Origin of the sequence: Halorientalis marina (assembly GCF_023028345.1) — an archaeon.
In the GTDB taxonomy this organism is placed as follows: Archaea; Halobacteriota; Halobacteria; order Halobacteriales; family Haloarculaceae; genus Halorientalis; species Halorientalis marina.
Genome location: NZ_CP095487.1, coordinates 332,563 through 347,611, shown reverse-complemented (window position 1 = coordinate 347,611; position 15,049 = coordinate 332,563). Strand labels below are relative to the sequence as shown.

At 70.0% G+C, this 15,049-nt stretch carries 14 protein-coding genes; 11 read left to right on the top strand and 3 right to left on the bottom strand.

Going from position 1 to position 15,049, the window contains the following annotated elements; translation table 11 throughout:
• Nucleotides 1-96 precede the first annotated feature (96 nt).
• The 3 genes from MUG96_RS01860 (at nucleotide 97) to MUG96_RS01850 (ending at nucleotide 3,815) form a co-directional block, all read left to right on the top strand.
• A complete protein-coding gene (locus MUG96_RS01860; RefSeq protein WP_246985984.1) occupies nucleotides 97-861 on the top strand; it encodes an endonuclease NucS domain-containing protein in 765 nt (254 codons plus the stop codon).
• A gap of 98 nt (nucleotides 862-959) precedes the next feature.
• A complete protein-coding gene (endA, locus tag MUG96_RS01855) occupies nucleotides 960-1,970 on the top strand; it encodes a tRNA-intron lyase (protein ID WP_246985982.1) in 1,011 nt (336 codons plus the stop codon).
• A 201-nt stretch (nucleotides 1,971-2,171) separates the two neighbouring features.
• The gene (locus MUG96_RS01850; protein WP_246985980.1) at nucleotides 2,172-3,815 is read left to right on the top strand and encodes a tryptophan--tRNA ligase; all 1,644 of its coding nucleotides are present in this window, start codon (nucleotides 2,172-2,174) and stop codon (nucleotides 3,813-3,815) included.
• Nucleotides 3,816-3,878: 63 nt separating this feature from the next.
• Here the strand turns inward: MUG96_RS01850 and MUG96_RS01845 are convergent, their stop codons facing one another.
• Both MUG96_RS01845 and MUG96_RS01840 read right to left on the bottom strand, forming a co-directional pair.
• Nucleotides 3,879-4,862, bottom strand: a complete 984-nt coding sequence (locus MUG96_RS01845) for an ornithine cyclodeaminase family protein (protein WP_246985978.1) — start codon at nucleotides 4,860-4,862, stop codon at nucleotides 3,879-3,881.
• 51 nt (nucleotides 4,863-4,913) lie between these two features.
• On the bottom strand, nucleotides 4,914-5,348 hold the full coding sequence (locus MUG96_RS01840; protein ID WP_246985976.1) for a hypothetical protein: 435 nt from the start codon (nucleotides 5,346-5,348) through the stop codon (nucleotides 4,914-4,916).
• Between the two features lie 286 nt (nucleotides 5,349-5,634).
• On the opposite strand from MUG96_RS01840, the gene pheS reads away from it, so the two are divergent.
• Entirely contained in the window at nucleotides 5,635-7,146 is a 1,512-nt protein-coding gene (gene pheS, locus MUG96_RS01835; RefSeq protein ID WP_246985974.1) for a phenylalanine--tRNA ligase subunit alpha, read from the top strand.
• Complete coding sequence (gene pheT, locus MUG96_RS01830; RefSeq protein WP_246985972.1) at nucleotides 7,146-8,882, top strand: phenylalanine--tRNA ligase subunit beta; 1,737 nt, start codon at nucleotides 7,146-7,148, stop codon at nucleotides 8,880-8,882. The genes pheS and pheT overlap by 1 nt, the downstream gene beginning before the upstream one ends.
• Before the next feature lie 141 nt (nucleotides 8,883-9,023).
• On the opposite strand, the gene MUG96_RS01825 is transcribed toward pheT, so the two are convergent.
• The gene (locus MUG96_RS01825) at nucleotides 9,024-9,332 is read right to left on the bottom strand and encodes a hypothetical protein (protein ID WP_246985971.1); all 309 of its coding nucleotides are present in this window, start codon (nucleotides 9,330-9,332) and stop codon (nucleotides 9,024-9,026) included.
• 135 nt (nucleotides 9,333-9,467) lie between these two features.
• Between MUG96_RS01825 and lpdA the strand changes: the two genes are divergently transcribed.
• From lpdA to MUG96_RS01795, 6 genes are all read left to right on the top strand, one after another.
• Nucleotides 9,468-10,892, top strand: coding sequence for a dihydrolipoyl dehydrogenase (lpdA, locus tag MUG96_RS01820; RefSeq protein WP_246985970.1), 1,425 nt, complete (start codon nucleotides 9,468-9,470; stop codon nucleotides 10,890-10,892).
• Nucleotides 10,893-11,027: 135 nt separating this feature from the next.
• Nucleotides 11,028-11,660 (top strand): hypothetical protein, encoded by a 633-nt coding sequence (locus tag MUG96_RS01815; RefSeq protein ID WP_246985969.1) that lies wholly within the window; start codon nucleotides 11,028-11,030, stop codon nucleotides 11,658-11,660.
• A 42-nt stretch (nucleotides 11,661-11,702) separates the two neighbouring features.
• Complete coding sequence (locus MUG96_RS01810; RefSeq protein ID WP_246985968.1) at nucleotides 11,703-12,560, top strand: prephenate dehydratase; 858 nt, start codon at nucleotides 11,703-11,705, stop codon at nucleotides 12,558-12,560.
• 83 nt (nucleotides 12,561-12,643) lie between these two features.
• On the top strand, nucleotides 12,644-13,957 hold the full coding sequence (locus MUG96_RS01805) for a methyl-accepting chemotaxis protein (protein WP_246985967.1): 1,314 nt from the start codon (nucleotides 12,644-12,646) through the stop codon (nucleotides 13,955-13,957).
• Between the two features lie 92 nt (nucleotides 13,958-14,049).
• Complete coding sequence (locus MUG96_RS01800; RefSeq protein WP_246985966.1) at nucleotides 14,050-14,505, top strand: peroxiredoxin; 456 nt, start codon at nucleotides 14,050-14,052, stop codon at nucleotides 14,503-14,505.
• Between the two features lie 77 nt (nucleotides 14,506-14,582).
• Nucleotides 14,583-15,023, top strand: a complete 441-nt coding sequence (locus MUG96_RS01795; RefSeq protein WP_246985964.1) for a peroxiredoxin — start codon at nucleotides 14,583-14,585, stop codon at nucleotides 15,021-15,023.
• The last annotated feature ends 26 nt before the right edge of the window (nucleotides 15,024-15,049 follow it).

The following is a 15,049-nucleotide window of genomic DNA, read 5'->3' as shown; positions in this document are numbered from 1 at the left end:
CCCGCTGACGGCCCCACCGACGCCCTCCCCACGCCGCGCCGACGGCGTCTCACGCGTCCCCGATGTTTATATCCGGAGACGGGACCACCCCGTCCCATGACCGACGGACTGCGAATCGTCGCCGGGGACTGTACGGTACGGACGAGCGGCGCGCGCGAGGGGGCCCACCGCGGCCGGGTCGTGGTCGTCCACAAGCCGGACGACACGGTGCTGGTCCACGACGCGACGGGGTACCAGCCCGTCGCGTGGCTCACCCGCGCCGAGACGGTCTGGACCGACGAGGAGGGGGGCGGCCTGACCGCTATCGACGGCGACCAGCGGCTCCGCGTCGAGCCACACGACACCACCGCGGCCGATCACGCTGTGTCGACCGCCGGCCAGCCGGTGGGTGACTGCCCGGCCTGTGGCGGCGTTCTCGTCCGGGCGGACGGGGCCGTCGACTGTCTCGACTGCGGGGAGCACCACGGGATTCCGCGCGACGCGACGGTCCTAGACGAGGCCTGTGACTGTGGCCGCCCCCGGCTTCGCGTCGAACGCGGCCGGGCGTTCGAGGTGTGTCTCGACCGCGAGTGCGAGTCGCTGGACGAGCGCGTCCGGGCGGCCTTCGACCGCGAGTGGGACTGCCCGAACTGCGACGCGGCCCTGCGCATCCTCCGACGGGGCGGCCTCATCGCCGGCTGCGAGCGGTATCCCGAGTGTGACACGGGCTTTGGCCTGCCGGCAGGCGAAGTCGTCGCCGAGTGTCCCTGTGGCCTGCCGGAGTTCGACACCGGAACGGGCCGGCGCTGTCTCGACCCGGGATGTGAACGAGCGTCCGGCGAGCGTGGCGACGCCGCCGCCGGCGGTGAGGTGGCGGAGTGAGCGGAACGGAAGGGGGGCGGGCGAGGGGCGGCCGTCGAGCGCGCCGCTGGAGCGCCGGGACCGCAGGGGCTATGTCGGGGGCCGGGCTGATGTGAGACATGGACGCGACGCTCTCCGGGGGAGTCGTCCGCGCGGGCCGGCAGGCGCGCGAGCAGTTCTACGACGCGCGCGGCTACGGCCGCACGGACGGCGAGGGGATCGAACTCGCTCCCGTCGAGGCCGCGCATCTCCTCTACCGCGGCGACCTGGACGCGATCGACGGGATGGACTTCCGGGCGTTTCTCACGTCCGCGGCCTGCCCGGACCTCCCCTTCCTCGTGTACAAGGACCTCCGGGACAGGGGCTTTTACCTCTCGCCCGCCCGCGAGGGGTGGGTCGACGACCCCGAGGGCGCGGACCTGATCGTCTACCCCCGGGGGCAGGGACCGTGGGACGACGAGGTGGCCCACCGGGTGCGGGTCGTCAGCGAGCGGGCACCCATCGACGCCGCGTCGCTGGGCGGGGTCGTGCTGGCGGTCGTCGACGAGGAGAGCGCGATCACGTACCTCGACACGGAGACGCCGACGGTCGAGGGCGAGACGGCGTACGACCCGCCGCCCGGTGTCGAGGGCGACCTGCTGGACGACCGGGTGCTGGTCTGGGACCCGCCGTCGGGGCTGTACGAGCACGGCTTCTACGGCCAGCCGCTTTCCGACGACGCGGTCGCGGTGCTCCAGCTGTCGCTCGTCGAGGCGGCGTACCTCGCCGGTGAGGGGGTGCTCGACATCGAGGCGGGCGAGGCGGGCGTCCTGGAGCGTGGCCGGGCGGTCGAGGGTGAGCGGTTCGACCGCCGGCTCGGCGTCTACGCGACCCTGCGCGAGCGGGGGCTGGTCCCGAAGACGGGCTACAAGTTCGGCGCGGACTTCCGGACCTACGCCGCGGTGGAGTCCGTCGAGGAACTGAGCCACTCCGAGTTGCTGGTGCGGGTGTTGCCGCCGGACCACACCTTCGCGCCGCGGGACTTGGCACTGGACGTGCGGCTGGCCGGCGGCGTCCGCAAGCGAATGGTGTTCGCGCTGGCCGGCGACGACGGGATCGCGTGGCTGGCGGTCGACCGGCTGACGCCGTAGGCCGATGGGAAACCGTTAAGCCGCCGCTGGCGAGTAGTGAGGGTATAATGTCCGCTCCCCGACGGTGGCGCTGGCGCTCGCAACGGGACGCGGACAGTCTCGCGGTCGCGCTCGCGGGCGGGTAAGCCCGCGGCCGCGGCGGCGTTGCTCCCTCCGCTTTTTCGCCACGCATCGCTCCCGAACCATCGAGACACGACACAGATGACACGCGACCCAGACACGGACGCCGAAGCGGAACCGACTTCGGAAGACAGAGACGACCTGCGACCGGACGGCGGCGCCGTCGACGACGTGGCGCTGGACCCGTGGGGGTCCGCGACGGTCGACGACTACCGCAAACTGTTCGAGCAGTTCGGCATCGAGGAGTTCGACGCCGTCCTGCCGGACGTCCCGGACCCACACTACCTGATGCGCCGCGGGGTCATCTTCGGCCACCGCGACTACCGCCCCGTCGCCGAGGCGATGCGCGAGGGCGAGGACTTCGCCGTCCTCTCCGGGTTCATGCCCACCGGCGACCCCCACATCGGCCACAAGATGGTCTTCGACGAGATCATCTGGCATCAACAGCAGGGCGGGGAGGCCTACGGCCTCATCGCGGACCTGGAGGCCCACGCCGCCCGGGAACTCTCCTGGGCGGAGATCGACGAGCACGCGAAGAGTTACGTCCTGAGCCTGCTCGCGCTCGGGTTCGACCCCGAGGCGGGTGCCCTCTACCGGCAGTCGGACAACCGCGAGGTGCAGGACCTGGGCTTCGAACTCGGGACGAAGGCGAACTTCTCGGAGCTACAGGCCATCTACGACTTCGACGGCGAGACGGACGTCAGCCACATGCAGAGCGTCGTCACCCAGATGGCCGACATCCTGTATCCCCAGCTGGACGGGCCGAAGCCGACGGTCATCCCGGTCGGCCCGGACCAGGACCCGCACATGCGCCTGGCCCGCGACCTCGCGGCGCGGATGCGCTACTTCGGCGTCACCGAGGCGTTCGCCAGTTTCGAGGTGGACGGCGCCGTCGAGCGGACGCTCCTCCGGCAGGCCTACGACGCGCTCGACGCGGAGGCGGCCGACGACGAACGGGTCCGCTGTGCGGACGCCGCCGACTGGCTCCGGGCGGAGCGCGAGGCGCTTGGCGCCTCGGACGGGACGAGCGGCGAAGCCGCGAGTCGGGACGCGCTGTCCGACGCCCGCGAGTCCGTCTGTGAGAAACTCGACGCCGCCGGCAAGGAACCGCTCCGGCCCCGCGTGCGCTTCCTCGACCGCAACGCGACCGAGGCGGCCTTCGACGCGCTCATCGAGGCCGTCGACGGCGAGAAGCGCGTCTACGAGAACCACGTCGACGCCTTCGAGATGGACCGCGGGGCGGCCGAGGAGCTCGCCCGCGAGGTCGAGGTCGAGAACGGCGGCTACGGCTTCCTGCCCCCCTCCTCCATCTACCACCGGTTCATGACGGGCCTCACCGGCGGGAAGATGTCCTCGTCGGTGCCCGCCTCCCACATCAGCCTGCTCGACGACCCCGAGGACGGCTACGACAAGGTGAAGGCGGCGACGACTGGTGGCCGCGAGACTGCCGAGGAACAGCGCGAGAAGGGCGGGAAGGCCGACGAGTGTCCGGTCTACGAGCTCTACGCCTACCTGCTCTCGGGCGACGACGACGAGTTCGCCAAGGAGGTCTACGACGAGTGCGTCGGCGGCGAGCGGCTCTGTGGCGGCTGCAAGGAGCAGGCCGCCGAACTCATGGAGGAGTTCCTGGCGGACCACCAGGAGAAACGCGCCGAGTGGGAGGAGCGGCTCGACGAACTCGACATCGACTTCGATTCGGACCGCAAGCGGATCGGCGGGGACTGACGCCGCCGTCCGCGCCAGTCCCGACGGCGCTCGGAACGGGACTACCGTTCCGATGTCGGTATCTCAGAACGGGACGACCGTCCCGGCGTCGTTCGCTTCCGCACGCTCGTAGACGTATTCGGCGGTCGCGGCGTCGAGCACCGCGGAGCCGACGCTCTCGACGACGACGATCTCCTCGTCGGCCTCGCGGCCGGCCGTCCCCTCGAACACGGACGAGACGGGAAGGAGCTGGTCGGCAGTCAGATCGGTCGCCCGGAGGTCGCCGATGGCCGCGACTTCCTCGGGCACGTCGGCGAAGACGCGAGCGGCGCGGTCGAACGTGGTCGCGTCGAGTTCCCGGGTGTCGGACGTGTAGGCGCCGACGGCGACGACGAGCGTTCCGGGCTGGAGGGCGTCGCCGGGCAAGACCGGTTCGGTCGCCGTCGTGGCGGTGACCACGACGGTCGCGTCCGCGACGGCGGCCCGCGGGGAGTCGACAGCAGCGGCGTCGACGTCGAGTTCGTCGCGGAGGTCGGCGGCACAGGCTTCCCGGGAGTCACTCGGCGAGTAGACGCGGACGGATTCGAGGTCGGTCGCGGCGTCGATGGCGCGGGCCTGCCAGCGGGCCTGGGTCCCGGCCCCGAGGAGGCCGAGGCGGACGGGGGAAACGGCGAGTTCGCGGGCGGCGAGGCCGCCGATACAGCCGGTGCGAGCGTTCGTGATGTGGTTGGCGTGGGCGAACGCGAGCGGCCGGCCCGTCCCGGCGTCGGTGAGGACGACCTGGGCGTTGACCGTCGGGAGACCGCGGTCGGCGTTGCCCTCGTGGACGGTGGCGAGTTTCGTCGCGAACGTGTCTGCGCCGTGGACGGACGCGGGCATCGTCAGCGCGGTTCCGGCCGGCGGGTCGTCGCCGTCCGGGTCGACCCCGACGGGGAAGTGCGGGCGCTCGGGCCGCTCGACGGCGCCGCGGCCCTGACTGACGAACGCCGATTCGACGACGGGCAGCAGCTCGTCGAGTGCGAGAAGCGATGCCACGTCGTCGGCCCCGAGGACGCGGACGGAGTTCATGGCGACGGCTTCACGCGCCGGCCGCCTCAGTGTTCCGGGGTGTGCGTGCCGTCAGACCCCGTCCAGCGCGGCGACGACGAGTTCCGCGGTGGCTTCGGCGGCCGCTTCGCCGCCGTTCTCGACGGCGACTTCGACGACGTCGCCGCCCGTGTCGACGAGGACGGTCGCGGCCTCGCCACTGCCCTCGATGGCGACGTCCACGGCCTCGCCACCGGCCTCGACGATGGCGTCCGCGTGCTCGTCGCTGATGGCCTCGCCGGGCCGGACGACTGCGGAGGCGTCGATGTCGCCCACTTCGGGCAGCGTCGCGTCGTCGAGGACGGTCTCGATATCGTCGGGGTCGGGTATCGCGCCCTCGATGCCGGGCCGGAGTTCGTCGGCGAGGCTCGAGAGGGTCGCGTCGGCGGCGTCGAACGGGAGTTCGCCGGGGACGAAATCGGCGGCGACGTCGCGTTTCCGGCGGTCGCGGTCGTCTCGGTCGGGCATGTGTCACACGGGGTGAACGAACGGTCGTATATTTTGTGGATAGCGAGCGGAACGCGCAACGTTTTTGTCGGGCCATCACAAGCGCTCACACATGGCATCCGAACCCCACCGTCGGTGTGTCGTCCGTCAGCGACCGCAGTCCGCGGGGTTCGGCTTCGTTTTCGGCGCGTGAGTCGAGCGGCGGACTCCCGGCGGGCGGGGACGCCCGCGGGGACGAAACCGGTCACGCGCACGAGTGAGAACGGTTAACTGACCGACCCACACGCTATCTACCAACGACCACGCCATGAAACTGCCCGACGCACAGGTCGCGGTGCTCGAAGCCGCGAGTGCCAACGAGGAACGGACCATCGACCGCATCGCAGGGGAGGCCGACCTCGACCCCACCGCCGCCACGCGCGCGGCGTTCGAACTCGAAGAGGAGGGCCTGCTCGCCGTCACCGAACGCACGAGCAGCGAGGTCTCGCTGACCGAGGAGGCCGAGGAGTACGTCGAGACCGACCTGCCCGAGTTGCGGCTCTATCGGGCCGCCGTGTCCCTCGGTGCCGACGAGGAAGCCGTCGAACTCGGCCGGGTCATCGGCGAGGCCGGCCTCGACGGCCCCGCCGTCGACATCGCGCTGTCGAACTTCGCCCGGAAGGCCTACGGCGAAATCGACAGCGGGGAGGTGACCGCGGACCCCGAGAAGGACGCCGACAGCGACGACGAGGCCGCCGCGCTGGACGCGCTGGCGGCGGGCTCGGCCGCCTACCAGAGCGACGTCATCATCGAGGACCTGGAGAACAGGGGCCTCGTCGAACGCTCGGAGACGACGGTGCGCTCGGTGACGCTCACCGAGGACGGCGTCACCGCGCTGATGGAAGGCATCGAGACGGCCGAGACCGTCGGCCAGCTCACCTCCGAACTCCTCACCAGCGGGGAGTGGCGCGACGTGGAGTTCTCGGAGTACAACGTCGAAGCCGACGCCGAGGAGCTGACGCCCGGCCGCCAGCACCCGCTCCGGCGGATGGCCGAGCAGGTGAAAGACACGCTCGTCGGCATGGGCTTCCAGGAGATGCAGGGGCCTCACGTCGACGCCGACTTCTGGATCAACGACTGCCTGTTCATGCCCCAGGACCACCCGGCCCGGAACCACTGGGACCGCTTCGCCCTGGAGGAGCCGGGGGCCATCGACGACCTCCCCGAGGACCTCGTGGCGGCCGTCGAGTCGGCCCACCGCGAGGGCGTCGGCCCGGACGGCGAGGGCTACCACTCGCCGTGGGACCTCGACTTCGCGAAGGCACTGGCCCTGCGGGGCCACACGACCTCCCTCTCCGCCAGGCACCTCTCGGGGGAGGCAATGGGGGAACTGGAGCCGCCACAGCGCTTTTTCTCCATCGAGAAGGCGTATCGGAACGACACGCTCGACGCCACCCACCTGCTTGAGTTCTTCCAGATCGAGGGGTGGGTGATGGCCGAGGACCTCTCCGTGCGTGACCTCATGGGGACGTTCACGGAGTTCTACGAGCAGTTCGGCATCACGGATATCGAGTTCAAACCCCACTACAACCCGTACACGGAGCCGAGCTTCGAACTGTTCGGCCGCCACCCGGAGACGGGGGAGATGATCGAGATCGGCAACTCCGGCATCTTCCGCCCGGAGATGCTCGAACCGCTCGGCGTGGACTGTGACGTGATGGCCTGGGGACTGGCGCTTGAACGCCTGTTCATGCTCGCGACCGGCGCCGAGGACATCCGCGACGTCCACGGGACGCTCGTGGACCTGGAGTACCTGCGGAGCGAGGAGGTGACCTACTGATGCCCACCGTCGAAGTCGACCCGGACGCGCTGCGTCAACTGACCGGCCACGCCGACAAGGACGACGAGCAGTTGCGCGAGGACCTGTTCGCGCTCGGCCTGGAGTACGAGGGCGAAACCGAGGACGGCGAGTTCGAACTGGAGTTCGCGCCGGACCGCCTGGACCGCCTCTCGGTCGAGGGCGTCGCCCGCTCGCTGCGCTACCAGTACGGCGACGACCGCGGCGTGTACGTCCCGAACGTGAACGACCCCGAGTGGACGATCCACGTCGATTCGGACGTGCCCGAGGAGCGACCCTACGTCACCGGCGCCGTGATCCGCGGGCTTGATCTCGACGAGCCGGCACTGGAGTCGCTCATCCAGTTGCAGGAGAAACTCCACGCCACGATGGGGCGCCAGCGCGCGAAGGGCGCCATCGGCGTTCACGACCTGACGATGCTGAAGGGGGAGGTCCCGAACGACGAGGAGACGACGAAGTCGATCACCTACACCGGTGTCGAGCCGGAGGGTGACACCTTCGTCCCCCTCGATTCGGACGCGGAGATGACGCCCGCGGACGTGCTCACGGACCACCCCATCGGCGACAAGTACGCCGACCTCGTCGCGGGGCAGGACCGCTACCCGGCCATCTACGACGAGATCGGGCTGTTCTCGTTCCCGCCGGTCATCAACGGCCGGCGGACGGAGGTCTCGACGGACTCCCGTGACCTCTTCGTCGAGATGACCGGCACCGACCAGTGGACCATCGACAAGATGCTGACCATCGTCTGCTACGCCCTGGACGCCCGCGGCGGGCAGGTCGAGGAGGTCCGCGTGGAGTACGACGACGGGAGCGGCCCCTCGGCGGGACGGAAACTGGTCCGCCCCGACCTCGCGACGAAGCGAAAGCGCGTCGCCCACGACGCCATCGAGACGATGCTCGGCGTCGACCTCGACGAGCGGGACGTGGTCGACTACTTCGAGCGGTCCGGCCTCGACGCCGAGGCGGACGACGGCGACGACGGCACAGAGTACGCCGTCGAGGTGCCGCCCTACCGCGTGGACGTGCTCCACCCGGTCGACCTCATCGACGACGTGGGCCGGGCCTACGGCTTCAACGAACTCGAACCGCGCTACCCGGACGTGTCGACGGTCGGCGGCCGCCACGAGCGGTCCCGACTCGAAGCTGCGGCCCGCGATACCCTCGTGGGCACCGGGTTCGAGGACCTGCTGAACTTCCACCTGATCGACGAGGAACAGAACTACGAGCGACTCGGAGTGGAACCCGGGACGGACGCCTTCGGCGGCGGCGCGGCCCCGACCATCGAACAGCCCTACAGCGAGGACTTCACCATCGTCCGGACGTGGGCGTTGCCGTCGGTCATGATGGTGCTGGAGAACAACACCCACCGCGCGTATCCGCAGGACCTCGCGGAAATCGGGTTCTCGGCACACGTGGACGAGAGCGAGAACACGAACGTCGCCGAGCGCCGAACGGTCGCGGCGGCGCTGTGTCACGCCGGGGCTTCCTACGAGGACGCCAAGTCCCGCCTGCAGGCGCTCGTCGACGCCTTCGGGAAGGACCTGGAGACGCCGCCGGCGGAGCATCCGACGTTCATCTCCGGCCGCACGGCGGAGGTCGTCGTCGACGGCGAGACGGTCGGCGTCATCGGCGAGGTCCACCCCGAGGTCATCGTCGAACACGACCTCGAACTGCCGGTCGCGGCCTTCGAGTTCGACCTGGAAGCGCTGCGGTAACGGCGCGGTAACGGTGGCGGCGCGTGGCGGTGGCGGTGCGGTCGCGGTGCGATAGGGGCGGCGGTGGCGCCAGGGAGCGAGCGAGTCGGCCGCGCCCGCCGGGATGGTCGTTCCGTCGCCGCCCTCGTCGGCCGGCCGGCGTCACTCGTCGTGTGGCCGGTCGGCGTCGTCGGCGGTCGTGTCGGTGCTCTCGTCCGTGATGTCGAGTTCGTGTTTCGCCGCGAGGCGCTCGAAGACCTCCTCGGCACGGGCGTCGGAGACGTCCGCGACGAGGCAGTCGACGAATGAGGCGAGCAGTTCCGGCCGGATTCGGAGGTCGACGTACTGGACCTGGCCGTCGACGATGACGGCGTCCACGTCCCACTCGCCGGCGTCGGGGTCGGTCATTCGGACGTCGATCCACGCCTCGGAGGTGTCCTCGGGGTCTGTGAAGGTCTCTGTCTCGGTCATGGGAGAGCTACGACGAGCGGCTATATAACTGGCAACTGAGGCGTGTCAGCACGGGGGACGCGGTGGGCCCACGGCGTGGTGGGGTGGGGTCGTACGACCGGGAGACTCAACAGGGGCGGGCGCGATTGGGCCTGCATGGTCGTCGGCGACGTCACGACAGGCACGGAGGTACTGGTGATCGGGGCCGGCCCGGGTGGCTACGTCGCCGCCATCCGCGCCGCGCAACTGGACGTGGACGTCACGCTCGTCGAGCGGGACGCCTACGGCGGGACCTGCCTCAACTACGGCTGTATCCCCTCGAAGGCGCTCATCTCGGCGACGGACCGCGCCCAGCGCGCCCGCGAGGGCGAGCACATGGGCGTCCACGCCGACCCCGCCATCGACATGCAGGGGATGATGAGCTGGAAAGAGGAGGTGGTCGACCAGCTCACCGGCGGCGTCGAGAAGCTCTGTAAGGGCAACGGCGTGAACCTCATCGAGGGGACCGCGGAGTTCGCGAGCGAGGACACCGTCCGGGTCGCCCACGGCGGCGAGGGCCAGGGTTCGGAGTCCGTCGAGTTCGAGCACGCCATCGTCGCGACGGGGAGCCGGCCCGTCGAGGTGCCGGGCTTCGAGTTCGACGGCGAGCGGATCCTCTCCTCGAAGCACGCGCTGGCGATGGAGTCGGTGCCCGACGAACTGGTCGTCGTCGGCGGCGGCTACATCGGGATGGAGCTCTCGACGGTGTTCGCCAAGGCCGGCAGCGACGTGACGGTCGTGGAGATGCTCGACGAAATCCTCCCGGGCTACGAGGACGACGTGACCCGCGTGGTCAAAGAGCGGGCGGAGGAACTGGGTATCGAGTTCCACACCGGCGAGCGGGCCCAGGGCTGGGAGGAACGCGGGGGCGACCTCACCGTCCGGACCGAGGACGATTCGGGGGCCGTCTCGGAGTTCGACGCCGAGAAGGTGCTCGTCGCGGTCGGGCGCGAGCCGGTGACGGAGGCGCTGTCGCTGGACGCCGCGGGCGTCGAGACCGACGAAGACGGATTCGTCCCGACGGACGACCGCGCGCGGACCGAAAGCGAATCGATCTTCGCGGTCGGCGACGTGGCCGGCGAGCCGATGCTCGCACACAAGGCGATGACGGAGGGGCACGTCGCGGCGGAGGTCATCGCGGGCGAGCCGGCGGCGCTGGACTACCAGGCGGTGCCGGCGGCCGTGTTCACAGACCCGGAGATCGGGACGGTGGGGATGACCGAGGCGGAAGCCGCCGAGGCGGGCTTCGAGCCGGCCGTCGGGGAGATGCGGTTGCGAGCCAACGGCCGGGCGCTCACGCTCGGCGCCGACGCGGGGTTCGTCCGGATCGTCGCCGACGCCGACAGCGAGTTCGTGCTCGGCGCCCAGATCGTCGCGCCCGAAGCCTCCGAATTGATCGCCGAGGTGGGGCTGGCAATCGAGATGGGCGCGACCCTGGAAGACGTGACCGCGACGATCCACACCCACCCGACGCTCTCGGAGGCAGTCATGGAAGCGGCGGCCAACGCCCGGGGCGAGGCGATCCACACGCTGAACCGCTGACCCGGCCAGCCCGTGACGGCCACGGGGACGCACCCGATTGCAGCGCCCGCGGTATTGTCAGTGATATTTGACCAAAAGGTATATAATCCGGATTCGGGTTGTACTCAATACGCGAGTATCGCGTCGAGGACCAGCATGGCAGACGAAGACGACGAAATCACCGAAGCGTTCCTCTCCGGATCGGCGTACGAACGACTCAGGCTGCAGCGGGAGACGTATTTCTCACAGTCGATTCCGACGAAACTGACCTGGCAGAGCGCCCTGCTCGCCGGGCTGGCGTTGCTGTTGCCGTTGTGGGCACTATATCCCGAGACGGTCGCGGGGTACGTCCCGACGACGAACCCGATGATCGCCTCCCCGAAGGTGCTTTTGCTCGGGCTGCTCGGTGCCGGGATCGAGCTGTTCACGGCGACGCTGCTGGTCGGGGCCGCACTGTACCGCATCCACCGGCACCCGCTCTCGGAAGGGCAGGCCCGGACCGTCCTCAACGTCGAGGACTTCGCCTCCTATCTCGGCTTCGGGACCGGCGGGATGGCGATCGCGATTACGGTGGTCTACTTCCTGATCGGCGCCGCCGGCGGGAGCGCCATCGAGGGGTACGTCCAGTCGATGCAGAGCAATCCCTTCGCGACGTCCGGCGTTGGCCTCTCGGTGGCCGAACTCGCCACCTTCGCGTTCGTCGGCTGTGTCGTCCTGATGACGCTGCGGCTGTACCTGCGCTACCGGCTCCTGGCGCTGAAGACCGACGCGACCGCGGCGGCCGAGTAGCGACCGCGGTCCTTTTGAACTGGAAGGGTGTAGCAGGCCCCGATGGAAGCACTCACGCTTGGGCCCGCGGGGACCTACTCCCACCGGGCGGCGACGGCCGTCGCCGACAGCGTCGCGTTCACGGAGTCGGTGACGGCCATCGTCGAGGCCGTCGCCGACGGGGAGTACGAACGCGGGGTCGTCCCGGTCGAGAACAGCATCGAGGGCAGCGTCACGGAGTCCCTCGACGCCTTCACCGAGTACGACGTGGCCGTCGTCCAGGAGATCATCACGCCGATCCGCCACGCCCTGCTCGCCCAGCGCGAAGCGTTCGACCTCGTCGCCAGCCACGCCCAGGCGCTGGCCCAGTGTCGTGCCTACCTCGAATCGGAGTACCCCGACGCCGACCTCGAAGCGGTCGCCTCGACGGCCCGCGGCGTCGAGCGTGCCCGCGAGGACGAGACCGTCGCCGCCATCGGGCATCCGGACAACGCTTCCGACACACAGTCGGAAGGCAGTCAGACCGGGTCTGACACGCCCTCGAACGGCACCGACCTCGAGATACTGGCCGAGGACATCCAGGACAAGACGTCGAATGCCACGCGCTTTCTCGTGGTCGCCCCGGCCAGCGAGCGGTCGCTCGCCGGCGGGAAGACCTCGCTCATCGTCTACCCGAACGTCGACTACCCCGGTCTGCTTTTGGAGCTGCTCGAACCGTTCGCCGACCGGGACATCAACATGACACGCGTCGAGTCCCGGCCGAGCGGCGAGCGCCTCGGCGACTACGTCTTCCACATCGACGTGGCCGCCGGCCTCTACGAGGACCGGACCCAGGCCGCGTTAGCGGAGATCGAAGCCATCGCCGAGGAGGGGTGGGTCCGCCGCCTGGGGTCGTACGACACCCAGCACGTCGTGTCCTGAGGGGCGTCGGCGTCGACGACGAGTCGGCTTCACTCCCTAGAACGGGGCCAAGCTTGAGGAGGGGTGGGGTAGAGTAACAGGGTATGGCAGACGCGGAGATACGCGACACGGAGCCCGGCATCTACGGTGACTTCTCCGACGCCGAGTTGCAGTGGGTACGTGCGATGTACGACCTCTCGACGCCGACGGTCGTGACCGATGCGGACTCGGATATCATCCTGTTCAATCCCGCGATGTCCGACCTCACGCGCGTTCCCTTCGCGGACGTGCCCGAGATGGACGGCTGGGAGGTCTTCCGGACACAGGAGACACACGGGACGAAGACCACGGCCGCCGAGCGGACGCTGGAGAGCGAGGAGCCGATCCGCGGCATGGAGGGGCCGCTTTTGACCCACGACGACGAGGAACTGCGCGTGATCGTGACGAGCACGCCGATGTACGATGCCGACGGCGACCTCGTGGGGTCAGTCACCACCCTGCAGGACGTGACCGAACTCCGGGAGACGGAACGGCGCCTCCAGGAGAGCCAGGAGCAGGTCGCCCAGCGGCTGACGGCCGTCGTCACGCAACTGGAGGGGACGGCCGAGCGCCTGGCCGACAACGCGGCCGGCATCGAGGAGCGCGCGGTCGACCAGGACGAGCGCCTCGCGGAGGTCCAAGACGAGATGAGTTCGCTGAGCGCGAACATGGAGGAGATCGCCGCGAGCACCGACGAGGTGACCGAGACGGCACAAGAAGCGCGCGAGGCGGCCGAGCGGGGCCGAGAGGCCGGTGACGCCGCCCGCGAGGTGAGCGACGACATCCGCCACGCCAGCGAGGAACTCGACGAGACGGTGGCGGCCCTGGCCGCGAAGATGGACGAAATCGAGGAGGTCACGGACATCATCGCGGACATCGCCGAGCAGACGAACATCCTCGCGCTGAACGCCAACATCGAGGCCGCTCGCGCCGGCGGCGAGGGCGAGGGCTTCGCGGTCGTCGCCGACGAGGTGAAGGACCTCGCGGACCAGACCCGGGAGTACACCGACGAGATCAGCGAGCAGATCGACGCGATCACGGCCGAGACGGAGACGACCGTCTCGGAAGTCGAGCGCGTCCACGACCGCGCCGTCGACGTGACCGACCACGTCGGCGAGACGCTCGATGCCCTGGAGGAGATCGTCGACGCCGTCTCGGAGGCCGCCGACGGGATCGACGAGATCGCCGACGCAAACGACGACCAGGCCGCGCGGATCGAGGAGATCACCTCGACCGTCGAGCAGAGCGCGACGAGCGCCGGAGAGATGCGGACGGCCGCCGAGGAGACCGTCGACCTCGCCACACAGCAGGACGACGTCGTCGAGGAGGTCCGACAGGCCGTCGAGGAACTCGAGGCGGACCTCATCGAAAGCGACTGACGCTCGACGCTGGTGGGCGCGAGCGGGCAACGGCCGGCCCATACCAGCCCCGGCACCCGAACGCCCTTCCCGGCCGCGGGCGAAGGTCGGGTATGCTCGACGCGGGCGACCCCGCACCCGACGTGACGGCACCGAACCAGCACGGCGAGGCCGTGTCGCCGGCCTTCGACGGCGTGACCGTCCTGTACTTCTATCCCGAGGACGGCACCCCCGGTTGTACGACCGAAGCCGAGGGGTTCGTCCGCGAGGCGGAGACCTACGCCGACGCCGGCGTGACGGTCTACGGCGTCTCGACGGACACCGTCGAATCACACGCCGAGTTCGCCGACTCGACCGACGCCTGGTTCGACCTGCTGGCCGACCCCGACGGCGAACTCGCGGACGCGTTCGGCGTCGAGCGGACCGCTCCGGGCGACTCGACGCCGCGGACGACGTTCGTGATCGTCGACGGCGAAATCGAGCGCGTCGAGACCGGCGTGACCCCCGACGGCCACGCCCGGGACCTCCTGCTCGACCTGCTCGACGACGGCGTGGTCAGCCTGGAGTGAGGCGGCGTCGGGAGTGCGGGTAATCGAGGGGTTGCCGGTCCAGCAAGGCCTTTGAGTGGGGCACCCGACTCGTGGGTATGCTCGACGTGGGGGACGCGGCACCGGCGATCAGCGCACAGAATCAGGACGACGAGACCGTGACGCCGGCCTTCGAGGACCCGACGGTGGTGTACTTCTACCCACGGGACGGCACCCCGGGCTGTACGCTGGAGGCCCAGCAGTTCCGGGACCACCACGACGCGTTCCGCGACGTTTCGGCGGCGGTCTACGGCGTCTCGACCGATACCGTGGACGACCACGCGGAGTTCGCCGCCGAGGAGGACCTGCCCTTCGACCTGCTGGCCGACCCCGACGGCGAGGTGGCCGGGGCGTTCGGCCTCGACGTCAGCGAGGGGTTCGTCGAGCGCGTCACGTTCGTCCTCGCGGGCGGCGAGGTCGTCGCAGTCGTCGACGCGGACGACGTGAACCCGGACGGGCACGCGGCGGACGTGCTCGCCGCGGTCGAGGACGCGTCCTGAGGCGACGGCGGCGTTCGACGCGGTCG